At 56.7% G+C, this 25,156-nt stretch carries 26 protein-coding genes and 1 pseudogene; 19 read left to right on the top strand and 8 right to left on the bottom strand.

The features are described from left to right. Window positions 1–55: 55 nt before the first annotated feature. Window positions 56–1,480 (bottom strand): exodeoxyribonuclease I, encoded by a 1,425-nt coding sequence (sbcB, locus tag SPE70_RS17555; RefSeq protein ID WP_136047310.1) that lies wholly within the window; start codon window positions 1,478–1,480, stop codon window positions 56–58. A gap of 180 nt (window positions 1,481–1,660) precedes the next feature. On the opposite strand from sbcB, the gene dacD reads away from it, so the two are divergent. The 6 genes from dacD (at window position 1,661) to cobT (ending at window position 7,270) form a co-directional block, all read left to right on the top strand. Beyond that, the gene (gene dacD, locus SPE70_RS17550) at window positions 1,661–2,824 is read left to right on the top strand and encodes a serine-type D-Ala-D-Ala carboxypeptidase DacD (RefSeq protein ID WP_016161444.1); all 1,164 of its coding nucleotides are present in this window, start codon (window positions 1,661–1,663) and stop codon (window positions 2,822–2,824) included. A 176-nt stretch (window positions 2,825–3,000) separates the two neighbouring features. Further along, the gene (gene sbmC, locus SPE70_RS17545) at window positions 3,001–3,474 is read left to right on the top strand and encodes a DNA gyrase inhibitor SbmC (RefSeq protein ID WP_324726394.1); all 474 of its coding nucleotides are present in this window, start codon (window positions 3,001–3,003) and stop codon (window positions 3,472–3,474) included. A 98-nt stretch (window positions 3,475–3,572) separates the two neighbouring features. Continuing rightward, window positions 3,573–4,631, top strand: a complete 1,059-nt coding sequence (locus SPE70_RS17540) for an FUSC family protein (RefSeq protein ID WP_004203544.1) — start codon at window positions 3,573–3,575, stop codon at window positions 4,629–4,631. Window positions 4,632–4,798: 167 nt separating this feature from the next. Further along, window positions 4,799–5,122, top strand: a complete 324-nt coding sequence (locus SPE70_RS17535; RefSeq protein WP_002911883.1) for a DUF496 family protein — start codon at window positions 4,799–4,801, stop codon at window positions 5,120–5,122. Between the two features lie 312 nt (window positions 5,123–5,434). Next, window positions 5,435–6,175 carry an adenosylcobinamide-GDP ribazoletransferase gene (gene cobS / locus SPE70_RS17530; RefSeq protein ID WP_136047314.1) on the top strand — a complete coding sequence of 247 codons (741 nt, stop codon included), beginning with the start codon at window positions 5,435–5,437 and terminating at the stop codon, window positions 6,173–6,175. A 27-nt stretch (window positions 6,176–6,202) separates the two neighbouring features. Beyond that, the gene (gene cobT / locus SPE70_RS17525; protein ID WP_023297931.1) at window positions 6,203–7,270 is read left to right on the top strand and encodes a nicotinate-nucleotide--dimethylbenzimidazole phosphoribosyltransferase; all 1,068 of its coding nucleotides are present in this window, start codon (window positions 6,203–6,205) and stop codon (window positions 7,268–7,270) included. 45 nt (window positions 7,271–7,315) lie between these two features. Here cobT and SPE70_RS17520 read toward each other — a convergent pair whose 3' ends face one another. Then, window positions 7,316–8,425, bottom strand: coding sequence for an adenosylhomocysteinase (locus SPE70_RS17520; RefSeq protein WP_032730769.1), 1,110 nt, complete (start codon window positions 8,423–8,425; stop codon window positions 7,316–7,318). 200 nt (window positions 8,426–8,625) lie between these two features. Here SPE70_RS17520 and SPE70_RS17515 point away from each other — a divergent pair, with 200 nt between their 5' ends. Further along, complete coding sequence (locus tag SPE70_RS17515) at window positions 8,626–9,357, top strand: HPP family protein (protein ID WP_040968708.1); 732 nt, start codon at window positions 8,626–8,628, stop codon at window positions 9,355–9,357. 21 nt (window positions 9,358–9,378) lie between these two features. Here the strand turns inward: SPE70_RS17515 and SPE70_RS17510 are convergent, their stop codons facing one another. After that, window positions 9,379–9,768, bottom strand: coding sequence for a tautomerase family protein (locus SPE70_RS17510; RefSeq protein ID WP_008804146.1), 390 nt, complete (start codon window positions 9,766–9,768; stop codon window positions 9,379–9,381). A gap of 115 nt (window positions 9,769–9,883) precedes the next feature. On the opposite strand from SPE70_RS17510, the gene SPE70_RS17505 reads away from it, so the two are divergent. Next, a complete protein-coding gene (locus tag SPE70_RS17505) occupies window positions 9,884–10,840 on the top strand; it encodes a LysR family transcriptional regulator (RefSeq protein ID WP_072122288.1) in 957 nt (318 codons plus the stop codon). Here the strand turns inward: SPE70_RS17505 and SPE70_RS17500 are convergent. Together SPE70_RS17500 and shiA are read right to left on the bottom strand one after the other, a co-directional pair. After that, entirely contained in the window at window positions 10,800–11,540 is a 741-nt protein-coding gene (locus tag SPE70_RS17500) for a lipoyl protein ligase domain-containing protein (RefSeq protein ID WP_032733310.1), read from the bottom strand. The genes SPE70_RS17505 and SPE70_RS17500 overlap by 41 nt on opposite strands. 46 nt (window positions 11,541–11,586) lie before the next feature. After that, entirely contained in the window at window positions 11,587–12,906 is a 1,320-nt protein-coding gene (gene shiA, locus SPE70_RS17495) for a shikimate transporter (protein ID WP_117106921.1), read from the bottom strand. Between the two features lie 306 nt (window positions 12,907–13,212). Here shiA and SPE70_RS17490 point away from each other — a divergent pair, with 306 nt between their 5' ends. Both SPE70_RS17490 and SPE70_RS17485 read left to right on the top strand, forming a co-directional pair. Next, on the top strand, window positions 13,213–13,710 hold the full coding sequence (locus SPE70_RS17490; protein ID WP_012541125.1) for a putative pterin-binding protein: 498 nt from the start codon (window positions 13,213–13,215) through the stop codon (window positions 13,708–13,710). A 10-nt stretch (window positions 13,711–13,720) separates the two neighbouring features. Then, window positions 13,721–15,631, top strand: a complete 1,911-nt coding sequence (locus SPE70_RS17485) for a putative bifunctional diguanylate cyclase/phosphodiesterase (protein WP_012541126.1) — start codon at window positions 13,721–13,723, stop codon at window positions 15,629–15,631. On the opposite strand, the pseudogene SPE70_RS17480 reads toward SPE70_RS17485, so the two are convergent. After that, window positions 15,628–15,755, bottom strand: a pseudogene (locus SPE70_RS17480) (hypothetical protein). The gene SPE70_RS17485 and the pseudogene SPE70_RS17480 sit on opposite strands and share 4 nt — an antisense overlap. A gap of 97 nt (window positions 15,756–15,852) precedes the next feature. Between SPE70_RS17480 and SPE70_RS17475 the strand changes: the two are divergent. Together SPE70_RS17475 and SPE70_RS17470 are read left to right on the top strand one after the other, a co-directional pair. After that, window positions 15,853–16,185, top strand: coding sequence for a TehB family protein (locus SPE70_RS17475; protein WP_008804152.1), 333 nt, complete (start codon window positions 15,853–15,855; stop codon window positions 16,183–16,185). A gap of 6 nt (window positions 16,186–16,191) precedes the next feature. Then, window positions 16,192–16,527, top strand: a complete 336-nt coding sequence (locus SPE70_RS17470) for a DUF1869 domain-containing protein (RefSeq protein ID WP_016161436.1) — start codon at window positions 16,192–16,194, stop codon at window positions 16,525–16,527. 5 nt (window positions 16,528–16,532) lie between these two features. Here the strand turns inward: SPE70_RS17470 and SPE70_RS17465 are convergent, their stop codons facing one another. Next, a complete protein-coding gene (locus SPE70_RS17465; RefSeq protein ID WP_008804154.1) occupies window positions 16,533–17,447 on the bottom strand; it encodes a LysR substrate-binding domain-containing protein in 915 nt (304 codons plus the stop codon). Between the two features lie 131 nt (window positions 17,448–17,578). On the opposite strand from SPE70_RS17465, the gene SPE70_RS17460 reads away from it, so the two are divergent. The 3 genes from SPE70_RS17460 to SPE70_RS17450 all read left to right on the top strand — a co-directional run bounded on the left by SPE70_RS17460 (window position 17,579) and on the right by SPE70_RS17450 (window position 20,346). Continuing rightward, a complete protein-coding gene (locus SPE70_RS17460) occupies window positions 17,579–18,154 on the top strand; it encodes a hypothetical protein (RefSeq protein ID WP_032730762.1) in 576 nt (191 codons plus the stop codon). A 177-nt stretch (window positions 18,155–18,331) separates the two neighbouring features. Next, window positions 18,332–19,168, top strand: coding sequence for an alpha/beta fold hydrolase (locus tag SPE70_RS17455; protein ID WP_008804155.1), 837 nt, complete (start codon window positions 18,332–18,334; stop codon window positions 19,166–19,168). A 206-nt stretch (window positions 19,169–19,374) separates the two neighbouring features. After that, entirely contained in the window at window positions 19,375–20,346 is a 972-nt protein-coding gene (locus SPE70_RS17450) for a sensor domain-containing diguanylate cyclase (RefSeq protein ID WP_016161433.1), read from the top strand. Here SPE70_RS17450 and SPE70_RS17445 read toward each other — a convergent pair. Further along, the gene (locus tag SPE70_RS17445) at window positions 20,343–21,443 is read right to left on the bottom strand and encodes an AarF/UbiB family protein (protein WP_022065756.1); all 1,101 of its coding nucleotides are present in this window, start codon (window positions 21,441–21,443) and stop codon (window positions 20,343–20,345) included. The genes SPE70_RS17450 and SPE70_RS17445 overlap by 4 nt on opposite strands. Before the next feature lie 527 nt (window positions 21,444–21,970). Between SPE70_RS17445 and SPE70_RS17440 the strand changes: the two genes are divergently transcribed. From SPE70_RS17440 to SPE70_RS17425, 4 genes are all read left to right on the top strand, one after another. Next, window positions 21,971–22,228 carry an AbrB/MazE/SpoVT family DNA-binding domain-containing protein gene (locus tag SPE70_RS17440; protein WP_012541132.1) on the top strand — a complete coding sequence of 86 codons (258 nt, stop codon included), beginning with the start codon at window positions 21,971–21,973 and terminating at the stop codon, window positions 22,226–22,228. Further along, window positions 22,229–22,561, top strand: coding sequence for a type II toxin-antitoxin system PemK/MazF family toxin (locus tag SPE70_RS17435; protein ID WP_008804165.1), 333 nt, complete (start codon window positions 22,229–22,231; stop codon window positions 22,559–22,561). A 685-nt stretch (window positions 22,562–23,246) separates the two neighbouring features. Then, window positions 23,247–23,861 carry a hypothetical protein gene (locus tag SPE70_RS17430; RefSeq protein WP_324726393.1) on the top strand — a complete coding sequence of 205 codons (615 nt, stop codon included), beginning with the start codon at window positions 23,247–23,249 and terminating at the stop codon, window positions 23,859–23,861. A 2-nt stretch (window positions 23,862–23,863) separates the two neighbouring features. After that, window positions 23,864–24,886: a Kiwa anti-phage protein KwaB-like domain-containing protein gene (locus SPE70_RS17425; protein ID WP_324726392.1), complete on the top strand. Its 1,023-nt coding sequence runs from the start codon at window positions 23,864–23,866 to the stop codon at window positions 24,884–24,886. Window positions 24,887–25,156 lie beyond the last annotated feature (270 nt).

Raw genomic sequence — 25,156 nt, 5'->3', positions numbered from 1 at the left:
GCCATCGTTTGTAGCCCGGGTAAGGCGTTAGCCGCAACCCGGGAATGTCAGCCAATCAGACAATATCCTGTGCGTATTGCCACAGCGCCTTCAGCTGCGCCAGCTTCTCTTTATCATCCGCATACTGCTGATACAGCATCTGCAGCTCATCGGCATAGGCCTGCAAAAACTCTGGCGTAAACACCTGACGACGGTGCTCTAACCAGCGCTGCTGCTCATGTTCATCGAGCGTGCCGGGGAAGTTGCGCGCCCGATAGTTAAACAGCAGGCGTTCGATACGCTTATCGGCGAAGGTAATATCCAGCGCCGGCAGATTGCGCGGTTCGGTTTCCAGCACGATTTTCATCGCCGCGCGGTCGGCATCGCTAAAGAACCCATTGTAAAGCTGGGCGTCGACGTTTTCGGACGGCACGAACGGCTCGGCTTCGGCATAGACCGCCACCACTTTCTCGCGCACCTGCGGATTCGCCCGCAGCAGCTGGGCATTCTCCAGACAGCGCTGAATGGAGATCCCCAGCCGGTCGGCATCCTGCGGGCGCAGGGTATTGGCCTGAGCCAGCACCGGACATTTATTGAGATGCACCAGCTTGATCGGCGCCGCCGGCAGATCGCCAAGCTCGGCGCGCGGGGTGTAAAGCCGCTCGCGCAAGGCATCGGCATCGAGCTCCAGCAGCGGCGCCATATCGCCCGCCAGATCGACCATAATCACCGCATTGCGGTTTTCCGGATGCCAGGCCAGGGGCGCCACCAGGCTGGTGTTGCCGCGCGCGGCGCCAAACATGCCGGAGACATGCACCAGCGGTTTCATCTGCGGCACGTCGATGAGCGTCGCCAGCTTGCGCTTATTGCGGTGGCTGTAGAGATAATCAAACAGCCGCGGCTGCCGGGTTTTCACCAGCTTCGCCATGGCGATGGTGGCGTACACATCGGCCATCGCGTCATGGGCGTTCTGGTGTTCAATACCGTTGGCGACGGTCAGATGTTCAAGCCGGAAACTGGGCAAACCCTCGTCATTCTCCGGCCAGGTGATCCCTTCCGGACGCAGGGCATAGCAGGCGCGCATCACGTCGAGCAGATCCCAGCGCGAGTTATCGTGCTGCCAGCTCCAGGCATAAGGGTCATAGAAGTTGCGATAGAAGATATTCCGCGTCACTTCGTCATCAAAGCGCACGTTGTTATAGCCGACGATACAGGTTTGCGGCACCGTGAACAGATTGTGGATGCGGCGGGCAAATGTGGCCTCGTTATCCCCTTTGGCCAGCGCTTCCTGCGGGGTGATCCCGGTGATCATCACCGCCTGCGGCTGCGGCAGATAATCGTCAGCGGGCTTGCAGTAAAACACCTCGGGCTCGCCGATCACGTTCAGCTCCGCGTCGGTGCGGATGGCGGCGAACTGCGCCGGCCGGTCGAGGGAAGGGCTGGTGCCGAAGGTTTCATAATCGTGGAATAAAAATCCGGGCTGGTTGACGCTATCTTGCATAGTCTGTTCATTATCCGTGGTGGCGTGCGACCGGTATGGTAAACGATTTGCCCGGTCATCAGAAGGGTAACGGCAAGCAACTTCCTCTGCTGTGTCATATTTTCTTGCAATTAAACCCTGATATGAAACGCGAAGTTCCGTAAAAAGGACGGCGGATCTGTAAATCTAGAGGATATGCCGTTGAAAGGCCGTTTGTTTATTGCTGTATCTTTGCTCGCTTCGAGCGTTTCCTGCGCATTTGCCGTCGACTTCCCTGCTACGGTCGCGCCACCGGCTATTCAGGCTGGCTCCTGGGTGCTGATGGATTACACCACCGGTCAGGTCCTGACCGCGGGTAACGAACATCAGCAGCGCAATCCTGCCAGTCTGACCAAACTGATGACCGGCTACGTGGTCGATCGCGCCATCGACAGCCATCGTATCACCTTTGACGACATCGTCACCGTGGGTAAAGACGCCTGGGCGAAGGGCAACCCGGTGTTCGACGGGTCATCCCTGATGTTCTTAAAACCAGGGGATCGGGTCAGCGTCCGCGACCTCAGCCGTGGGCTGATTGTCGACTCCGGTAACGACGCCTGCGTCGCGCTGGCCGACTATGTCGCCGGCGGCCAGCCGCAGTTTGTCGCCCTGATGAATCAGTATGTCGAAAAACTGCACCTGCGGGACACCCATTTCGAAACCGTCCACGGCCTCGACGCCCCGGGCCAGCACAGTTCGGCCTATGACCTCGCGGTGCTGTCGCGGGCGATTATTCATGGCGAACCTGACGTCTACCACATGTACAGCCAGAAAAGCCTGACGTGGAACGGGATCACCCAGCAAAACCGTAACGGTCTGCTGTGGGATAAAACCATGAACGTCGATGGCCTGAAAACGGGCCACACCTCGGGCGCCGGGTTCAACCTGATCGCCTCGGCGGTGGATGGCCAGCGCCGGCTGATCGCCGTGGTGATGGGGGCGGACAGTCCGAAAGGCCGCGAGCAGCAGGCCGCGAAACTACTGCACTGGGGGCAGCAGAACTTCGACACCGTGCAGGTGCTGCAGAAAGGCCAGAAGGTCGGCACCGAACGCATCTGGTACGGCGATAAAGAGCAGATTAAGCTCGGCACCGATCAGGATTTCTGGTTAGCGCTGCCGAAGGCGGAAGTGTCGCGGATTAAAGCGAAATATGTGCTGGATAAGAAGGATCTGGAGGCGCCGATCGCCGCCAACCAGCGGGTCGGCGAGATTTCGCTGTATGACGGCGACAAGGTGGTGGGGCACTATCCGCTGGTCACCCTCGAAAGCATCAATAAAGGCGGGGTGTTCTCGCGAATGAGCGATTACCTGCACCACGAGCTGTAACCATGATAACCGCCTCTTTGCAGGCGGTTTTTTTTCGTCTGTCGCTCCTGCTGGCGGGGCGCCTGTTTTTTCAGCAGTGTGATGGCGACTCTGTGAATTCGCGCACATACTGAGGGGGGATCTCCTGTTAAATTAACTGTATATTCATACAGTCATTTATCCCCAAAGGAGGCAAGATGAACTACAGTATCACCACCCTCGGCAAGAAAACCATTGCCGGTTTCCATCTGGTCGGGCCCTGGGATCAAACGGTCAAGCAGGGGTTTGCGCAACTGATGATGTGGGTTGAGAACCATCAGGTGCCCGCCCGTGAATGGCTTGCCGTCTACTACGATAACCCGGAGGAAGTGCCGGCGGAAAAACTGCGCTGCGCTACCGTGGTCGCCGTTGACGAGGATTACGTCATTCCCGCCAACAGCGAAGGGGTGATACTGGCGGCGATTGCCGGCGGGGATTACGCCTGCGCCCGCGCGCGGGTGGTGGATTACGATTTTGCCACCCCGTGGATGCAGTTTTTCGACAGCCTGCTGCAGAGCACAACGTATCGCGTGGCCCCCAGGCCCTGTTTTGAGATCTATCTCAACGACGGCAACCACGACGGCTACTGGGATATCGACATGTATGTCCCCGTTGAGCGCGTCGCGTCGTAGCGGTTTACCCCTGTTCCGGACAAGGATTTTTACATTCCCGGCACGCTCCGGGCGAAAAAGCAGTTACAATTGGCCTTTTCGTTTTGCCGGAGAGGGTTGTGCGCGCTGATAAATCACTCAAGCCATTTGAGATCCGCTTGTATCGCCATTATCGGGTGGTGCATGGCGTGCGGATTGCGCTGGCCTTTGTGCTCACTTTTTTGCTGGTGCGGCTGCTGAACGTGCCTGAGGGGACCTGGCCTCTCATCACCCTGGTGGTGGTGATGGGGCCGATCTCCTTCTGGGGCAACGTCGTGCCGCGGGCGTTTCAGCGCATCGGCGGCACGATCCTCGGCTCGGCGCTGGGGCTGGTGGCGCTGAAGCTTGAGCTCATCTCCCTGCCGCTGATGGTCCTCTGGTGCGCGGCGGCAATGTTCCTCTGCGGCTGGCTGGCGCTGGGCAAGAAACCCTATCAGGCACTGCTGATCGGCATTACCCTGTCGGTGGTGGTCGGGGCGCCGCCCGGCGATATGCATACCGCGCTGTGGCGAAGCGGCGACGTGATCTTCGGCTCGCTGCTGGCGATGCTGTTTACCGGTATCTGGCCGCAGCGGGCGTTCATCCACTGGCGCATCCAGATGGCCAGCTATGTCACCAACTTTAACCGCCTCTACCAGGCCGGCTTCTCGCCAAATCTGGTGGATCGGCCGCGGCTGGAAAAGCATCTCCAGCAGGCGCTGAACGACGTCGTCAAAATGCGCGGGCTGATCACCCCCGCCAGCAAAGAGACGCACATCCAGAAGGCGATCTTCGAGGCTATCCAGACCGTCAGCCGCAACCTCGTCTGCATGCTGGAGCTGCAGATCAACGCCTGGTGGGCCACCCGTCCGGGTCATTTTGTGATGCTCAATGCGCACACCCTGCGGGAGACGCAGCAGATGACCCAGCAGACGCTGTTGGCCATCGCCCACGCCTTGTATGAAGGGAACCCTCAGCCCGTTCGCGCCAACAATGAAAAGCTGAATGAAATTGTCCTCGAACTGCGCCAGCTGATGAAAGAGCAGGGGGACGACAGCCTGGCGGAAACCCCAATTCATGGCTATGTTTGGCTCTCGATTGAACTGGCGCGCCAGCTGGAGCTGCTGTCGCATCTGATCTGCCGCGCGTTGCGCAAATAAGCACCAGATGCACCGGGTAACTGCATGGGTTGTTTCGATTCAGCAGCGTTTAGGGTTATGATAAACGCAAAGGAAAAAACATTGTCATCAGCGACTGCTAGCAGTTATGTTAGCCCTATAACGCAGTCGCTTTACGAATCCGAATCTCAATTATTAGGGGTGTAAAAATGGAAACAACTAAGCCTTCTTTCCAGGACGTACTGGAGTTTGTTCGTCTGTACCGTCGTAAGAACAAACTGCAGCGTGAAATTCAGGACGTTGAGAAAAAGATCCGTGATAACCAGAAGCGTGTTCTGCTGCTGGACAACCTCAGCGACTACATCAAACCGGGCATGAGCGTGGAAGCTATCCAGGGCATCATCGCCAGCATGAAGAGCGATTACGAAGATCGCGTTGATGATTACATCATCAAAAATGCCGAGCTGTCCAAAGAGCGCCGCGACATCTCCAAAAAACTGAAAGTGATGGGCGAAGCCAAAGTCGAAGGCTAATCCCTGCCGGTCCGGCGGCGATCGACGTCGCCGGGCTGTTCTGCTCTACCTCCCCATTCGTCTCTTTTTCTGCAAAACTTTGTCCCGGCAACTGACTCTCCTCACCGACTCTTTGCTATACTGCCCCGCGAAAACGTATTGATATCGGAAAGGTTTCTCTCATCCTGGCCGGGCATCTGACGCAGCGGCGTCAGAGCGATATCTCAACACCTCTCACCTCTCCGACGATCGATTCGCCAGAAGACAAACTCAGGTGCTGACCGGGCGCGACCGAACTCTTCCGCTGCTTTCGCCGACAGGAGTCAACCTCACGTGATTAAGTCATTCTTTGCTGCACTCTCGTTTATCAGCCGCCTGCCGGTCCCGGCGCGGTTATCTCAGGGCCTGGAGATCGAACAGTACCAGCGCAGTATCGTCACCTTTCCGCTGGTCGGTTTACTGCTCGGCGCCATCGCCGGCGCAGTGGCGCTCCTCCTGCAGCCGTGGTGCGGCGTCCCGCTGGCGGCGCTGTTCGGCGTGCTGGCGCTGGCGCTGCTCACCGGCGGATTTCACCTTGACGGGCTGGCTGATACCTGCGACGGCATCTTCTCCGCCCGCACCCGCGATCGGATGCTGGAGATCATGCGCGACAGCCGGCTGGGCACCCACGGCGGGCTGGCGCTGATCTTCGTGCTGGTGGCGAAAGTGCTGGTGGTCGGCGAGCTGCTGCTGCGCGATACCCACCCCATCGCCGCGCTGGCGGCGGCCTGCGCCGTCGGTCGCGGAATGGCGGTGCTGCTGATGTATCGTCATCGCTACGCGCGGGAAAAGGGGCTGGGCAATCTGTTTATTGGCAAAGTTAGCCTGCAGCAGACGCTGGTGACGATGGTGATGGGGGTAGCGCTGGCCACCGTCCTGCTGGGGCTGCAGGGCCTGCGCGCCGCGCTGATCACCCTGGTGCTGATCTGGGGTCTGGGATGGGCGCTGAAGCGAACCCTCGGCGGGCAGACCGGGGATACTCTCGGGGCGGCGATTGAGCTGGGTGAATTACTCTTTTTACTGGCGCTGCTGTAAGGCCTGGCGCCAACGATGAGGAACAGAATGGAAACACTTTCTGCGTTACTGGCTGCCATTCCGCAGCCCGATGTGGCGGGCATGGCGCGCGCTCAGCAGCATATTGATGGCCTGTTAAAGCCGCCCGGTAGCCTTGGCCGTCTGGAGACGCTGGCCGTGCAACTGGCTGGTCTGCCGGGGCTGCAGGGGCAGCTGGCGCTGGCGGAGAAGGCGATAGTGGTCATGTGCGCCGACCACGGCGTCTGGCATGAAGGCGTGACGCCTTCGCCGCAGGTGGTGACGGCCATTCATGCCGGCAATATGGTGCGGGGCAACACCGGCGTCTGCGTGCTGGCGGCGCAGGCCGGGGCCAGGGTGCAGGTGGTGGATGTCGGCATCGATGCCGACCCGCTGCCGGGCCTGATTAACCTCAAGGTGGCCCGCGGTAGCGGGAATATCGCCCGGACGGCGGCGATGAGCCGCCAGCAGGCGGAGACGGTGCTGCTGGCCAGCATGCATCTCACCCGCCAGCTCGCCGCCGACGGGGTGAAAGTTTTTGGCGTCGGCGAACTGGGAATGGCCAATACCACCCCGGCCGCAGCCGTGATCAGTGTCCTGACGGGCAGCGATCCTGACACAGTGGTGGGCTGTGGGGCCAATCTGCCGCTGGCGCAGCGGGGCCATAAGGTGGCGGTGGTGCGCCAGGCGATAGCCCTTAACCAGCCGAACCCGGAGGAGGGGCTGGATGTCCTGGCGAAGGTGGGCGGTTACGATCTGGTGGGCATGACCGGGGTGATCCTCGGGGCGGCCTCCTGTGGCCTGCCGGTGGTGCTGGATGGCTTCCTCTCCTATGCCTCTGCCCTGGCGGCGTGTCGCATGGCCCCGACGGCGCATCCTTATCTTATCCCTTCGCACTTGTCGGCGGAGAAAGGGGCGCAGATCGCCCTGGACGCGCTGGGTCTGCGGCCGTATCTCGATATGGACATGCGCCTGGGAGAGGGCAGCGGCGCCGCGCTGGCGATGCACCTGCTGGATGCCGCCAGCGTGATGTACAACCAGATGGGAACGCTGGCGCAGAGCAACATTGTGCTGCCCGATACCGCGCCGTCGTCCTGATGGTAGAGCGCATCGTCTCCACGATGGGGGGACGATGCGCTGCGTTTACAGCGCCTGCTGCCAGACCGCCTGGGGCAGGAGGTAAACCTGCGCCGGGGCGCGCATGCCGTCGGTGACAATATGGCGGATGCCGCTGGCCATCACCGCCAGGGTGACGTCAAAAGCGTTCAGGCTGTCGCCGAAGCCCGCGGTCAGGTTGAGCATCGAACCATTGGCCAGCAGATAGATGGTTTTGTCGGCCATGCGGTAGGCGTTGATATACGGCATCACCTCTTCCTGAGGGTACTGGCGCAGGTACTCGCCGTCGATCTCTTCCGCCACGTGGCCGACGTTAAGGATAAAGACTCCCGCTTTCGCGCGCTCCAGCGCCTGGCGATTAACCACGTTTTTCCCGCCTGTCGCCGTGGCCACCACGTCCGCCGAGGCGATAGCCTCCTGCAGATCCACCACGTGCCAGCCGTCGTAGGCCGCCTGCAGACGACGGGCAGGATCGATCTCCGCCACCATCACCTGACCGCCAAAGGCTTTTGCCGCCGCCGCGACGCCCTGGCCGACCAGGCCGTAGCCGATCACCAGCACTTTTTTCTCATGCAGGGTGAGATGAGTGGTCTGGAAGAAGGTGTGCCAGGCGGTGAGACCGACCATATGGCGGTTGTGCAGCCCCTCTTTGACCGGCAGATCGTCCCAGTTAAAGATCGGATAGCCTGGCTGAATATCGCCCAGCCGATTGACGCCCGAGCCAGTGGCTTCCAGACCCGCCACGATGTTACCGAACTCGCCGCGCTGGTGGAGCAGGGTGGTGATATCGGCGCCCATCTCGCACAGGTGAGTGGGCTGCCAGGCAATCGCTTTTTCCCATGACTGTTGCCAGTCGGCGTCGCTCATATTGCGCCACGCGCAGGCCTCGGCGCCGCGCTCCACCAGCCAGGCCACCACGTCGTCCTGCACGGTGGTGGGGTTACAGGTGGTTAAAAAGACCTGAGCGCCCTTGTCGAGGATCCCCTGCACCAGCGGGATCATTTTCATGTCGAGGTGCATACAGCAGGCCAGGCGCACGCCGCTGAGGTCGGGCAGGGCGGCGACCTGACGCAGGGTACGCGGCATATTCTGGCTGGCCCATGCCACTTCTTTCGCTAAAGAGATTTTATTATTCACTGGGTTATGACCTTCAGTTCGCAAAAGGGGTATCCCCCTGACAGAAAAGGGATTCTATCAGCCCACGCGAGAATTCACAGCCCTGTGCCCTCTGGACGATATTGCCCACGCTATCCCCCTGTGAAATACATGGTTGTTAATGTAAGGTTAAAAAAAGAAAATAAAATATAAGTAATTCCTATGACCTAAGCGATAAAGCGATGTTGAGTGTCATTTCTGCGGGGCTGTTTTCACGGCTGCGGATTTTCCTTGGGCGCCTGAAGCCGCACGCGCTACCGGTGGCCCGCCGGCATATCGTGCTGGGATCCATTGGCGCCGGCACCGGGCTGGCGGTGACCAGCGTGTTCAGCCACTGGCTGCTCGGCGAAGTCAATTTGTGGTTTATTGCCCCCATGGGCGCGTCGGCGGTGCTGTTATTTGGCGTGCCGAGCAGCCCGCTGGCGCAGCCGTGGTCGATTGTCGGCGGTAATGTGCTGTCGGCGCTGATCGGCGTCACGGTGGGCATGCTGGTTCCCGACCCGGCGCTGGCCTGCGGGCTGGCGGCCGCGCTGGCGATCGCCGGGATGTATTTTCTGCGCTGTCTGCATCCCCCCGGCGGCGCGGTGGCCCTGACGGCGATCCTCGGCGGCGCCGGGGTGCACAGCGAAGGCTATCACTTTGTACTGACGCCGGTGCTGCTCAACTCGCTGATGCTGGCGCTGCTGGCCATCGTGTTTAATAACCTGGTTGGCCGCCGCTATCCGCATCCGCTGGCGGCGGAGGAGGTCAAGCCCCGGGCGGTGCCACTGGGCATCTCGGTCACCCGGGAGGATATTCACGCCGCGCTGCTGGAAGGCCAGTTCCTCGACATTGATGAAGACGATGTCCAGGAACTGCTGGAGAATATCGAGCAGCAGGCGCGCCAGCGCATCGCGACGGCTGCCCGCCGCTAAGGGCGCGCTTCGGGCTGCGGGTTACAGATCGCCGGTAAGATACTGCGCGACCCCGCGGCCAAAGCTCCAGTCACCTTTCTGATTACTGATAATCGACACCATCACATCATCGCCGCTCAGGCCGCAGTGCTCCGCCAGCTCCTCCTGCAACAGGGCGAAGAAGCGTTGCTTCTGCGCCTCGCTGCGCGGGCTGGTATAGACCCGCACCACCACCAGATCCCGCGTGCGGGTCAGTCCGAGGCCGGTATCGTCAATCACCATATGGTGGGCTTTGTTTTCGTGAACAATCTGGTAGCGGTCGCGTTCCGGTACCTCGAAGGCACGCAGCACGGCGCGATGGGCGGCATCCAGCAGGGTTCTGATCTCCTGTTCCGTACGGCCTTCAATCAGGTCAAATGTCAGTAATGGCATGCAGGTGTTCCTTATCGTTAGGGAATAATGACGGGCTGAACAGGATGCTAGCCGATGCCGTCGCGGGCAAAAACCGCTATAGTTGAATACATTGTTTTTACTGGTGAACAATCACATGAGCGAGAGTCGTCCGGAGAGTTACTGGGCCCATCTGTACTGGCTGACGGTGCTGGAAGAGCAAAAAAGCTATACCCGGGCCGCGGAAAAGCTGGGGATCAGCAAGTCGGCTATCAGCCAGAAAATCAGCGAGCTGGAGCGGGTGACCGGCAAAACCCTGGTCCATCGCACTACCCGCAGCGTGAGCCTCAGCGAAGACGGACTGCGGCTGGTGGCGGAGCTCAACGAGCCGTTTGGTCAGTTGCGGGATATTTTCACCGGTGCCTGCGATGAGGGCGGGCCGCTGCGGGGAACGCTGCGCCTGACCGCGCCGGTGGCCTTTTCCCGCCAGCAGCTGGTCCCGGCGATCGCGCCGTTTTTACATCAGCATCCCCAGCTGCATTTGCAGCTTGAGGTGACCGACCGGCTGGTCTCTCTGGCCAGCGAAGGGTTCGATCTTGCCATCCGCCACTGTCGGCGCGAGGCGCTCCCGGACACCCACGTCGCCTGGCCGCTGTGTCACACCGCGACGCTGATCGTCGCGTCCGCCGACTATATTCGCCGCCATGGCCGCCCGGAGACACCCGACGATCTGCGCCACCACCAGTGCCTGACCTATCCCCGTGGGCCACAGCGCCCGCAGTGGACGTTCGCCTCCCGCCAGACGCCCGATGAACGGGTGACCATCAACGTGCAGGGGCCCTTCGCCACGAATAACAGCGAGTCGCTACGCGATGCCGTGCTGGCGGGGCTTGGGGTGGCGCTGCTGCCGGATTTCAGCGCCCGGGAGGCCATCGGGCGCGGGCTGGTGCAGGAGCTGCTCCCGGCGTGGCAGCCGGTGGAGGTGTTTGCCGATAAGCTGTACGTCATCCGGCCCTATACCCCGCGCGTGTCGCGCGCGGTGGAAACCTTCAGCCGCTACCTGAAAGCGACCTTTAGCGAGCCGCGTCCAGCTCCCGCGCCAGCGCCTCGCTAAAGCGGGGAAGCAGATGGCGCTCGCCGGGAAGCCGCTGCGCGAGGGTGACGGTTTTGTCGGCGCAATAGACCCGCTCGCTGCCGAGCTGCGCTTCAAAGGCGTTCGCCGCCTGATGCGCCGCGGTAAGATCGGCGTCAATAAGGATCACCGCATGAGCCAGCACCACGTGGCCGCGGCCTGCCGTCAGCGGCCGCCAGTACTGGGCGGTACCGACAATCTTGCGCGCCGCCTCGCCCTCCCCGCAGGCGAGGTTATACCGGCCATCGCAAAAGGAACCGTTTACCGCCCGGGCGTGGCTGGCAACGCCGAAGCGCGCGAGGGTACGCTGCAGCACCGCGCACAGCGAGTGATAGATGGGTTCGGCGGCCTCGCCGAGCGACTGTTGCACCGGCCAGGCGAGGCTAAGGTTGATAATTCCCGGCCCCTGAGGCACCAGCCCGCCCCCGGAGCGGCGGAGCCATACCGGCCAGCCGCGCGCGGCAAAATGCGCGCTGACCGCCGGCAGATCCGCAAACTGACGATAGCTCCCCGGCACCACAAATCCCTGCGGCGCCTGCCAGAGCTGGGCGACGGCTTCCCCGGCGCAGGCTTTGGCAAACAGCGGCTGTTCCGCCTGGGTGGGGTCCTCGCAAAACTGCAGCGCCAGCGAGGAGGGGGTAAAACGGCGAGGCCAGCAGTCGGCCAGCGATAACAGAGACATGCATTCTCCTTACCGGAGGGCGCGGGTCACGCCCCCCGCAGGTGGGTCAGTGGACGGTCTGTTTTTTCATCAGCAGGGCGGTGAGCGCCGACAGCAGGCATCCCGCGGTCAGATAGAGGGCCACGCTGTACCATGAACCGCCGGAGAAGGTGACCAGCGCCGCGGCGATAAACGGCGTAAAACCGCCGCCGACCACGCTCGCCACCTGGTAGCCGACGCCGGCGCCGCTATAGCGATAGCTGGCGCCGAACAGCTCGGTAAACATCGGCTGCTGGACGCAGACCACCATATCATGGGCGATATTGGCCAGCATCAGGGCGAAGAACAGGATCCAGAAAACAGACTGACTCTCCAGCGCCATAAAGAACGGAAAACCGCTCAGCGTGCCGATCAGCGCGCCGGTGATATAGATCCGTCGGCGACCAAAGCGGTCTGCCAGCCAGGCGAAGCAGGGGATAGTCAGGCAACTGAGTCCGCCCACCAGCAGGCCGATGTTGAGAAACAGCTCGCGCGGCAGGCCGAGGTTTTGCGTGGAATAGTTGAGGGCGAAGGCGGTGACGATATACATCGTCAGCAGTTCGCACAGCCGCAGGGCGATAATCAGTAAAAACGCTCCCGGATGGCGAAGCAGGGCTTCCACCACCGGTAGTCGCTTTTTCTCCGGCTGAAGGTTGGCCTGGCTCTGCTGCGCTTCAAATTCCTGCGATTCCGCCATGCCGTTACGGATCCACAGCGCAATAAGGACCAGCACCACGCTGAACAGGAACGGTAAGCGCCAGCCCCAGCTGAGGAACTGCTCGTCGGTGGTCAGGCTGCTGATCAGCGATACCAGCCCGGTGGAGAGCAGCAGGCCGACGCCGTAGCCTACCTGCACCCCGCTGCTGTAAAAGGCTTTTTTCCCCTGCGGGGCGTTCTCCACCGAGAGCAGCGCCGCGCCGCCCCATTCCCCGCCGACGGCAAACCCCTGAACGGCCCGCAGGAACACCAGCAGCGCCGGCGCCCACCAGCCGATCTGGCTGAACGAGGGGAGCAGGCCGATGCAGGCGGTGGCGATACCCATCATCCAGACGGTCATCATCAGCATCCGTTTACGCCCGAGGCGGTCGCCGAAGTGGCCAAAGATAATCCCGCCGAGCGGGCGAAAGAGAAACCCGACGCCGAAGGTGGCAAAGGCGGCAAGCGTCCCCATCGCCGGGCCGATCTGCGGGAAAAACTCGCGGTTAAACACCAGCGCGGCGGTAATGCCATAGAGAAGAAAATCGTACCAGTCGACCACCGCGCCGGCAAAACTGCCCCATGCCGCCCGCCGGGCGCGAAGCAGTGAATCTGGCGCCTCGGCGGGCTGCACGCTTATTGTTGAATCCATACCCTGTCCTGTCTGTCACATAATTTGTCGTTATTGGAATGAGACGCTTTTACTGTTGCGTCAGCGTTGAGACTACCGCGCAGCGGCCGTGGAGGAAAGTAGTTTGCCTGCTAAGCGGGGAGATGGCGCAAAAAAGAAGCGACGGGAAAGGCGGGCTAAATCACACCCTGTACTAAACAATCTGGCAATTTGCCAGCCAGCTTATACTTTTAATTAAATCAACGGATAACAAAGAGGGACACCTTTTAAGAATTGACGTAAATGGTTTACACTTAACATGTCTCCTTCTCTGGAATGGTGAGTTAAATGCGTCTACTTCTTGCAGTGTTATTTTGTTCTGTCATGTTGCCTTCCGCTTACGCTGAAAAACTGCCTGCGCCGACAGGAAAACCTGTACTGACCATTTCCGGAAAAATCGGGAATACGAACGTCGGTGACAAAGCCGTTTTTGACCTCGCGGCGCTGGAAAAACTGGGGATGAAAACGGTGGAAACCACCACCCCCTGGTACACCGGTAAGGTTCGTTTCGATGGCATTCCCCTTAATAAACTCATGGATTTAGTCGGCGCTAAGGGCAAATCCGCGCGCGTGCTGGCGCTTAACGACTACACCACCATTATCCCGATTGATGATTTTTATAAATTCCCGGTCATTATGGCCTTAAAAATGAACGGCGAATATATGCGCGTTCGTGATAAAGGTCCATTATTTATCGTCTACCCTTACGACAGCAGCACTGAATTACAAAACCAGATCTATTATTCCCGATCGGCCTGGCAAGTTTCTAAGATTATTATAGAGTAAGGGTTGGATCTTGAATCGAATACTCACGGCTATTATTTTGTCGTTATTTATTGTTACCGGATATATTACCTATCTGGTGCATGAGCGACAAAGTGAGTTGCAAAAATTTACCCGCTATACAGACTCCTGGTCAATGTCGCAGATGGTGTCGGAATATATGCGACTGGAGTCTCGTCTGGCGGGAATGGCGATCGGGGCCGAAGGGGCGGACCACGATGAGGTGCGCCTGCGCCTGGAGATCATGATGAGCCAGATCGAACTCCTGCAGCAGGGCGATCTGGGTAAATTTATTAATAAAAGCGAACAGCGGAAGGCGGTGGTCGCGACGCTGATTCGTAATCTTCATCTGCTTGATAAACAAGTTGATACCATGACGCCGGAGCAGGTCAAACAGATCCTGCCGGTGTTGAGTGAACTGGATGGCCCCCTGACCTCAATGGCCGCCGCCACCCTGACGCAAGATATTAATATCGTTAATATCACGCATGATAAAATCCAGCATCTTTATTATATCTACTCGGTGATCTCCATTCTGCTGATCGCCATGTGTATTACCCTCGGCCTGTTGATGCTCCGGCAGAATAATAACCTGCGTCGCGCCCATGTGCGCATGAAGACGCTGGCCAACGATCTGCAGGCCTCGAAAGAGAAGTTGCAGGTACAGAACCGCCGACTGCAGTACGATGCCTACCATGATTCGCTGACCGGTATGCCGAATCGTCTCTCTTTCTGGCAGCGGTTGCAGGAGATTGTCAACCAGGTGCGCCCCTATCAGGGGTGCGCGGTGGTGATGCTGTTCGACCTCGACAGCTTTAAGGATGTGAACGATACCCTCGGCCATGATGCTGGCGATAAGCTGCTGCAGGATCTGGCCAGTCGTCTCTCTTTTTTCCGCAAAACCTCCGAGACGCTGTATCGCCTCGGCGGCGATGAGTTCGCGATGCTCTCTTACGATCTGACTGAAGAGATGGCCCTCGAGCGCGCCAATGTTATCCGGGAGAAGATCAGCCAGCCCTATCAGATCTACGATGCGCAGATTAATATCGACGCCTGCATCGGGATCGTTATCTCTGACGGCGAAAGCCGGACCGATTATCTGTACAAGTGTGCTGACCTTGCGCTGTACGAGGCGAAAAAAGAGGGCAGCGGTCATGTGCAAATTTTCCGGCCGGGCATGCTGCAGCGCCTGCAGGAGAATAAATCGTTCGAAGATGACCTGCTGCAGGCGCTGGCCCATGACGAATTTAAAGTCTACTACCAGCCGATCGCCGATACCGTCACGCGTGAAATCTACGGCTATGAAGCGCTGGTTCGCTGGTTCCATCCCGTGCGCGGCGCTGTGCCGCCGACGGTGTTTATTCCCGTCGCGGAGAAAATCGGCCTGATCAATACCCTCGGCGAGTGGGTGCTGAAAACCGCCTGCGCCGAAGCGGCCAGTTGGGCGACGCCGCTAAAAGTCTCGGTCAACGTTTCGCCGATTCAACTGATGAACACGTCGTTGACCGATACCATTATCGGCGTGCTGCAGCAGACCGGCCTCGATCCGCGACGTCTGGATCTGGAGATCACCGAGTCGGATGTGTTCAATGAGAATACCCGTTCGCTGGAAATTCTCAGCCAGCTGCGCGAGCAGGGCATTCAGATTTCCATTGATGACTTTGGTACCGGCTATTCTTCCCTGTCCCGTTTAAGCTACTTCCCGTTCGATAAAATCAAAATTGACCGCTCGTTTGTTATCAATATTCCGGAGCAAAAAGACGATTTGGATATCGTTCGCCTGATTATCAGTATGGGGAAGAGTCTGCATATGCGTATTGTGGCGGAAGGCGTGGAAACCGAAGAGCAGTTGACCTCGCTGCAGGCGCTGGGGTGCGACCTGGTCCAGGGGTATTTAATCGGCAAGCCGAGTCCGCTGCGCTAACAAATTTTTAACGCGTTTACTTTTATTCTCCGGGCGATTTCAGGATCCTGAAATCGCCTTTTTTATTTTACCGCGTCGCTAATCCCTGCGAGGTATAAAAAGGAGTAGACGGTAAAAGCAGCAACAAAATAATATGCTTAGCGTTTAAAAGGGGTATATGATATGCATCATATAGGCTATTTCTGAACGTCGCATTTGAGACGGTAAAGTGAGGCACCATCATGCAGCGAATCATTATTCCCACCCATTACGTTCACACCCGCAGCACGCCGCTGTGGACCAGGGAGACCGCCCCGGCCTCTATCTGGCGTCGCCATCTGGATGCCGGCACCCGGCAGGGCGTCTATCCTCGTCTCTCGGTGATGCAGGGGGCGATCCGCTATCTCGGCTATGCCGATGAAACCAGCCCCGAGCCTGTTGAAACGCTGACCATTGAAGCCGGGCAGTTTGGCGTTTTTCCGCCGGAGAAATGGCACTGTATTGAGGCGCTCAGCGAGGACACGGTTTTTAATGTCGACTTTTACGTCGATCCGAAAATTCTCATCGAGGGATAACAAGAGATGAACAGCGAAAATAAAGGCTATGCCTTGGCGGTTGAGAATGGCCAGCGTCAGGAAAAACGCGAAAAAATATATCTCAAACCGATGGCGCTTTATATTCCGCAACACGCGGTGGAGGCGGTAAATAGTCTGCTGGATGACCTGCCAGCTGGCAATGAAGAAGAGGAGTGGGTGTTAACCGTCACCAATAATAATAACGGCGTCTCGGTTGATAAAACCTTTTCCTCGCTGGCGGCGCTGCGCGACCCGCTCACCGCCGCTGATACGGTGAAGGATCTGATCAATATCGTTCGCGGCTACGAGTCCGATGAAGAGACCAACGTTTGCGGCTGGTAAGCCCGCTACTCTTCCGCCGGATGGCGACCGTCACCTAATACCATCTGGCCGACCAGCCACTCCCGCAGAGCGATAATATCCGCGCGCTGCGCCGCAGCCTCGGTGGTGACCAGGTAGTAGCAGGCGCCCGGTAATGCACAGCTAAACGGCGCGGACAACACCCCGCGCTGCAGCAGATCCCGCGCCAGCAGTTCGCTGGCGATCACCACCCCCTGGCCGGCCACCGCCGCCTGCAGGGCATGGGTCTCATCGCTAAAGGTTAACCCCGCATCAATATTCAGCGTCGACGGCCCATAGCGGCGGCGCCAGTTCTCCCAGTTTGGCGAGTCGGCCGGCACGCGGCGGTTGGCGACGTGAAACAACGTCACCCGCTGCAGATCTTCAGGCCGGGCGAGGCCCAGGGACGGGCTGGCGACCACGATAAAACGATCCTCATACAGCAGCGTACAGCACAGGTCTGGTTCCGGCGTTTCACGATAGCGAATCGCGGCGTCCACGGTACCCAACTGTAGATCCACCCGTTCGACGCTGGTGTGCAGACGCAGGTCGATAGCCGGAAAGCGAGCGGTAAAGTCCGCCAGCCGTGGCACCAGCCAGTGGGTGAGAAAATTGGAGGTGGTGGTGACGGTTAAGGATGGTGGCTGACGGGCATGAGCGATCTGGACGACGGCCTGTTCCAGGGCGCTAAAAGCGCGCTGCGTGGCGGCGTAGAGGATCTCGCCATCGGCAGTCAGACTGACCCCCTGTGCGCTGCGTTCGCAAACCCGGCACTCCAGCACCGACTCCAGCAGTTTAATCTGATGGCTGACTGCCGTCGCGCTGACGCCGAGCGCCCCGGCGGCCTGTTTAAAACTGCGGTGGCGGGCGACGGCATGAAAGGCGCGCAGCGCCCCCAGCGGCGGTAGACGGGGTGTTCTCATGGCTGAGTTTTTCTCATCTATGGCTGAAAACTATGCGTTTGTGTAAGGCAATATAGTGGCGATAGGCTACGAGCATGTAAAGACAACAACATGAATTAAATTCATGCTTCTTCACCTGTCAGGAGTCAACTATGCACGTTGTAAGCCGCTACACCGCCGCGGACGCGGCGGGGATGATCGAGCCGCGCGGCCGCGCCATCGCCCTGAGCGTGGCTTTTGCCGCCGGAGTGTTGCTGTTAAACATGGTTCCCGTTATCAGAGTGACCGGCATGCTGAGTCTGCTGACAGCGCTAATCGCCGCCTTCGGTGCCGGGTGGGGATTCACACGTGGGCAGTCCTGGCTCTATCGCTCGCCCCTGGCGGCGACGCGCTGGGCCTTTCTGCTGTCGGCGGCCGGCTGGCTGCTGGCGCTGGTGGCCTGGTATGGCGGGCAGGACTGGTCCGCCATGCTGCCGGGCGTGGCGTGCGGCGGGGCGGGGGCGGCTGTCGCCTGGCGGATTGCGGCGGGACGGTCGGCGCAGTGTGGGCCCAGAGTCGATGGCGCAACGCTGCTGAGCGTGGTCGTTGTCATCGCGGCGACGCTGTTGGCCCAACATACCGCCGGGGCCGGGCGCAGCGGCGTGTGCTTCGCCTTCGCCGTGCTGCTGGACCTGTCGCTGCTCGGCGCGCTGATCGTGCGTATCAGGCAGCAGGAGAGTGCGGCGTAACGGAGTCCGGCGGCAAATGAAGCGAGACGGGGTAAGTCACCCGGCGTGGTGACAAATTTCTTCTACACTGTTACAGGCATCACATTCCTGTGCGGTCGGCACTCCTGCCGGCCGCCGTCGGCGTTCAGCCCAGGCACGGGCCTGCAGGCTGGTTATCCTGAAAGAGGAGTCTGTAACATGGCATTTGTCACCACCCAAGACGGCGTCAACATTTACTTCAAAGACTGGGGTCCAAAGGAAGCTCAGCCGATAGTCTTTCATCACGGCTGGCCCCTGAGCGCCGACGACTGGGATAACCAGATGTTGTTTTTCCTTGCCGAAGGTTTTCGGGTCATCGCTATCGACCGTCGGGGTCATGGCCGCTCCGATCAGGTTAGCGAGGGGCACGATATGGACCATTACGCGGCGGACGTTTCGGCGGTGGTGGAACATCTGGATCTGCACAATGCGGTCCACGTCGGGCACTCCACTGGCGGCGGCCAGGTTGCCCGCTACGTCGCCCGCTACGGCCAGCCGCAGGGGCGGGTGGCGAAAGCGGTGTTAATTAGCGCCGTCCCGCCGCTGATGGTGAAAACCGAGCAGAATCCGGGCGGTACGCCGATCGAGGTGTTTGATGGTTTCCGCAAAGCGCTGGCGGCGAACCGCGCCCAGTTCTATCTCGACGTCGCCTCTGGCCCGTTCTATGGCTTCAATCGTGACGGGGCAGAAGTGTCGCAGGGGACGATCCAGAACTGGTGGCGACAGGGAATGATCGGCAGCGCCAAGGCCCATTATGAAGGTATCAAGGCGTTTTCAGAGACTGACCAGACGGAAGACCTTAAGTCGATCACCTTGCCGGTGCTGGTGATGCAGGGGGATGACGACCAGGTGGTTCCCTATAAAAATGCGGCCATTCTGCAGGACAAACTGCTGCCGAACAGCCAGCTAATCATTTATCCTGGCTTCCCGCACGGGATGCACACCTCCCACGCCGATACCATCAACGCCGATCTGCTGGCGTTTATCCGCGCCTGATCTTCCCCCTTTGCCGGGCAGAGTGCCGTTAATGGCATTCCGCCAGCGCCCTGGTCGCCAGTCGCCGGGGCGCGCTGGTTGACGAGCAGGGGAAATCTGCTTAACTCATGGGATACCTGACGACTATTTTCCCCCTGGCAGGATAAAACGCCGGGTTTCTCTGTGGAAACCCGGCAGAATTCTGCGCAAGAGACAAGAGAGAGACAATGAAATTAGCCGGACTTCATCCCGACGAGCAGCGTCGCCTGCAATCGCTACGCTCTTCCGGGCTGTTGAATAGCGGAAAAGAAGAACGCTTCGATCGCCTGACCAGGCTTGCCCGTTCGCTGTATAACCTGCCGGTGGCGTCCATCAGTCTGGTGGGGGAAGATCTCCTGCATATCAAGTCCTGTGCCGGCCTCGATGTGGACACGGTGCCGAGAGATATTTCATTTTGCGCCCATACCATCCTGCAAACCGACCCGCTTATCGTCAACGACATGCAGCAGGACGAGCGCTTTCACGATAACCCGCTGGTCATTGCGGCGCCGTTTATCCGTTTTTACGCCGGGTATCCGGTGCAACTGCCGGATGGCGCGACCGTCGGGTCTTTTTGTCTGATGGACCACCAGCCGCGTTCATTTTCCGCCCATGAAATGCAGATCTTAAGCGATCTGGCGGCGATCGTGGAGGATGAGTTCAAGGTGCTGGATGCAGCAACCTCTGATGAGCTGACGGGACTGTTTAATCGCCGGGGATTCCTTACCCTGGCGGAGTATGCCCTGCTGACGGCCCAGCGCCGCCAGGAGCCGGTAAGCCTCGCCTTTGTCGACCTCGACCGCTTCAAGCACATCAATGATACCTGGGGGCATGAAGAGGGTGACCGCGCGCTGATCGCCATCGCCGATTTGATGAAAGCGGCCTTCCGTGAGTCCGATATCCTCGCCAGGCAGGGTGGGGACGAATTTATCATTCTGTTCGCCAATACCAGCCGCCACGATGCCGCGACAGCGATGGAGACGCTCAGTCACAACGTGGCCCGTTTCAACCAGCAGGCGGCTCACCCCTGGCAGCTGGCGTTCTCCTGGGGCTGCGTCGAGTACGATCCCGCCAGCCATCCCAGTCTCAACGCGCTGGTGGCCACCGCTGACCGGCTGATGTACCAGGCGAAGCAGAAGCAGGGTCGCGAGCGTCGCTAACCTGGCGTGGAGGCGTTCTGCAGGTACCGCTGCGCCTGCTGCCGCTTCTGCGCATAGCTGCTGAGCAGCGCCTGCTGTGATTTGCCTTCGTTATCGTAAAACAGACCGCCTTCGTCGGCGATAAAGCGATAATGCTGTTCCAGCTGGCCTATCACCCAGTCGATACGTTGCAGAGTGAGTAAGGTACACGACTGGCCATGCAGATCGTCTTCGATATCCAGCACGTGGGAGCGGAAAGCCTCCACAGCAAATAACCGGCTCAGCGCGGCTGGGTCCGCCAGCGCCGACGCCCAGCGCGCCGTTATCTGCTGAAAATGGGCCTGCACCTGCGGGGCGGCCTGTCGGGCGCGTAGCCAGGCGAGCTTGCGCCGGTAGCTTTCGAGCGCCAGCCGCTTCAGATCGCGATAGTGCGCCAGCTGCTGCTCCGCGCCGGGAACCTGGGTCATCAGCCAGCTAAAAAAGAAGCGGGTCTCAAAGCGCTCGACAAAGTGGAACAGCGGATCGGCCAGACCGTTGCTGTTGAATTCCCTGAGCGGATCGAAGGGATACATGTAGCCAAAATCGAACAGCCACAGCTGCTCCTGATGGTCCACCAGCAGATTTCCACGACAGAGATCCCACTCCATCAGCCCCTGTTCCTCACAGGCTTCCAGGGTCGTAAATAGCTGGGCGATCAGCGGCGGGGTCAACTGGTGAATCAGCTCGCCATCGATCCACGGCGAGAGCAGGATGCCGAGGCGATAATCGGCATACAGCGTTGGGACGATGTGGGTGAAGCGCGGGGCGGTGACCGGGTTATCCTTCAGCCGCTGCAACGCTTGCCGGCGCTGCACTTCATTTAAAAACGACAGCTGGCCGTTGAGGTTGGCGACGCCGGCGATGGCGCGTCGTTTTTTTAAATTGTACTCCTTGCCAGCGATGCGCAACCGGTAAACCTCCCCGGTCAGGCCTGAGCCGTATACCTGCACCACATAAGGGGAATCGGGGCCCAGTGCGGCGAGGGTTTCGGGTGGCAGCGGGCAGTGGCTGACGTCGCCGACGATAAGGGGTTCTCCGCTGCGATCGAACGCCTGCTGTTGCTGTTGTCTGAGGTTCATGGTGCCTCCGGATATAACGTTAGATAGCGTGGATAATCCACGCTATCTCACCCGCAAGCGGTAGTGAATTCATCCTACTGGCGGGGGCTTTTTCAGGCTGAGCTGGGGGGCGTTCACGGAGGATACACGGGGCGTAGGGAGGCGGCAGGGAAAGGCAAGCACCTGAGCAAATCTGGCCTTCGCGCTATCGCTGATGTTCCTCCAGCGCAACCCGGATATGGAAGCTGCGCCGCATTTTGTTTATCTGATTCGCCATAATCCTTTGAACCCCAGAATCAGTTTTCTATTATCGCCTTCTTACAACGAACTCAGTTCTCGCCTGCACACAATGCTTCCTGACCTGCAAGAAGTGCCCGATGTATCAGGATGGTCGCCGTTTTACAGGTCATCACACCGCTGAAAACAGCCGGATCTTTCGTTCGATGGATGACGGTTTATTACGCTAAGGAAATCACATGAGTCTGATGAGTAATTGTGCACAATCCACCCTGGATGTTATATTAAAATATAATATTCGGAGGTCCTCTATGTACAAAACTCGCCTGAAAAAGGTTGGCGGATCCATCATGCTGGCGGTTCCTCCCGCCGTGCTGAAAGCGCTGGAGCTGTCGACAGACAGCGAAGTGGGTATGACTATAGATAATGGCTGCCTGATTATTGAACCGCAGAAACGGCCCCATTATTCGCTTGAGGAACTGTTGGCGCAGTGCGATCCGCACGCCGAAATGAGCGAAGAGGATCGGGAATGGATTGATGCGCCTGCGGTGGGCAAGGAGATTCTGTAAATGGACAGAGGGGAAATCTGGCTTGTTTCACTGGATCCGATTGCTGGCCACGAGCAAAGTGGAAAACGTCCGGTCCTCATTGTATCGAAGGCATCGTTTAACAAGCTGACCCGGCTACCGGTCGTGGTTCCCGTCACCAGCGGCGGAAACTTTGCACGTACAGCAGGCTTCACGGTTTCACTGGAAGAGGCGGGGACCAAAACAACAGGCGTTATTCGCTGCGACCAGCCCAGAACTATCGATATGGCGGCCCGGAACGGCAAGCGTCTGGAACGCATACCTGACGCCGTTGTCAATGAAGTGCTTGCCAGGCTGGATGCGATTCTCAGTTAACGTCAGCGACGCAAAAAAGCAAAAAGCCTGCTCGAAAGCAGGCTTTTTAAATTTGGCTCCTCTGACTGGGATCGCCTTTGCCAGTAACTGGCTAATAAGCAAGCTAAACCTGAATTGCTAGTCTGTCAAGACCACCATAATGACCACCAACTGCTGCAGGTTTCATAAAACTGTTTTGAAAGGCCTGCTATCAGCGATAATCCGTTGATACAACATTTCAAGCAAGAGAAGAGCCGTCACTATGCCCTTAAAAGCCCGGGAGGCAAGTGACAAAAGCTAGCTCTCCATCTTAGATGAAAGAAATACTAGAGCATTGGGGCTTGTCATCTCCACAGGGACGCGTGTAGAGGTTGTGGTGCAGACCTGACACAACGTATAGCAGAGTGATCTCGTCACGTCGTTCTGTACAGGCATAAGATAGACTTACCACCAAAATGAGCCTTGATTGGATTGGATTGGATTGGATTGGGTTGCACAAAAGGGGTTTGACTGTACTTGCTGTAAGTGATGAACATTACTATGATGTTTCGGAAAAGGTAGAGCTATGAAGCAAAAGTTTATGTCACATATCATAGTGGTATGTAACGAGGGTCGGTAGCCTGCTTATGACTGAAAGTCAGCATTACTTTAATCTACAGAGGATTGATTATTAAATTATAATTATTATATTAAATAGGGAGAGGTTATGAGGGGTAATAAATTACATTTAGGAGCTAGAATCTCCTTGTTTATAGTGTCATATCTTCCACTTTTTTTTATAATGTGTTTTGTTCAGCTTTATACATATAAGAACTATTTAAACTGGGCGGGTATTACTCTTGAGTCGGTGATGACTTTTCTTGAGTATTTCGGGGCTGTAACTATATTGGTTTTATTGTCTTTATTTGGGCTTGTAGGTTTGAAGATTTTTTTAAAAAATATAAAACGCCGATGCCAAACAAGCGGTAGAACCGTAAAAATTTTAGATATAGAAAATAAAAATAATGAATCAATAAGCTATCTATTTACGTACCTAATACCGTTCGTTTTTCAAGATTTATCAAGGTTATCTAATGTAATACCTATTGCAATTTTATTGATGGTAACTGCTTTAATATACATAAATTCAAGTATGATTCTTATAAATCCTACTATAAGTATAAGGTACACGTTATATCAAATAAGCTATTTAGATATAGAGAGTAATAAGAAACGTACTGGAATGATCTTAACTAAATCAAAATATTTAGAAGAAGATGATCTTCTTGACATTGAAGATGTAGGCCCAAAACTTTTTTACGCTGAAATTCATAAGGAATAAAAATGTTAAAGCTTGATGAATTATTAGAATACGCAGAGCAACTTAAAGAAGATGATAAAGCAAAAATTTCTTTATATTTTGTTACGAGACACCTCAAGAATGGCATGAGCAAAGCGGCGAAAGTTACGGATAAATACGATTTTAAAGTTATTAAAGCTCCTATAGCTCCAGATATAGCTAAGTTTTTTAAAAACACATTATCAAATCAAATAATTTCTCACGCATCAAAAGATGATATTGAGATGAAGAATTATACAGTAATAGATGATGATATTGATAATAAAATTTATGCATATGCAATGAATAACGCCATTTCATTTTCGAAAGTTATAAATGAAGATATCAAAAATGACAAACCTAAAGTTCTTACTTCGTTAACCGAAATACAAGAGGATTTATGGGCTTATTGCATAAAAGTCCAGAAGAACTCAGAGCTTACTTATTCTTTCCGAAAAATAAGTAAAGGTAAAGTCACAACGAATGAACCTCAGGATGTTGTTCAAAGAATATTTGCTTTATTTGATAAGTCGGATAAGGAATTGAGATCATTTGATGGTAGTGCAGTTAATTTTGATGACAAAATCGACTGCATTTATATTAAAGATCAATTCTATGTATTCCATAAAAAAAGCTTCGAATCCATTGTGGGGCTCGAGGCGGAATTTACAGAGGCAGCACAAAGAACCTTAAATACTATAAAAGAATTTGATCTGGTTGAGGGGTTGGATATTATTGAGCAAGCCATATTACATAAGCCATCATTAAGGAAGATTCTTGCACATATAGCTGAGAAAGGCAATCACACCTCGTTGGATAGGAATGAAGTGACATCAATGAATAGTGTGCTTAAAATGTTTCAAAATGAAGAGTTTACTATCAATAATGACGGAAGAATAGTTATTGAAGATGAAAAGCAAGGGAGGAATTTTCTTAGACTTCTCAATGACTATTATAAACAAGGGATGACAACAAAAAAATACTATGGTACCGATAGTGGTAATTTAGTTAGTCCAGTTACCAAATAATTCCTATCCAATGAAACGCTCTTCGGTATGGGCGTTTTATCCTTTTCAAAGGAGTGAAAAATATCTTTAAAAAAGCTTTGATATTCTCGCTATGAGGAAAAGTAACTTTTTATTTATCAAGGTTTTTGTGCTACCCCTTGAATTTCAAGGGCTAACCCATTCATCAATATTGGAATTAATTACAAGACACATTTATGCGTTAAGGGGGAAATTTTGAATTAAGTTAACACATTTAATTTAAAGAATCAGTACCAAATACATGGTAAGACA

This window comes from Klebsiella sp. ZJOU C1, from assembly GCF_035620215.1.
Lineage (GTDB): Bacteria > Pseudomonadota > Gammaproteobacteria > Enterobacterales > Enterobacteriaceae > Klebsiella > Klebsiella variicola.
The sequence above is the reverse complement of the archived record's forward strand: the minus strand, read 5'-3'. Positions and strand labels throughout refer to the sequence as shown.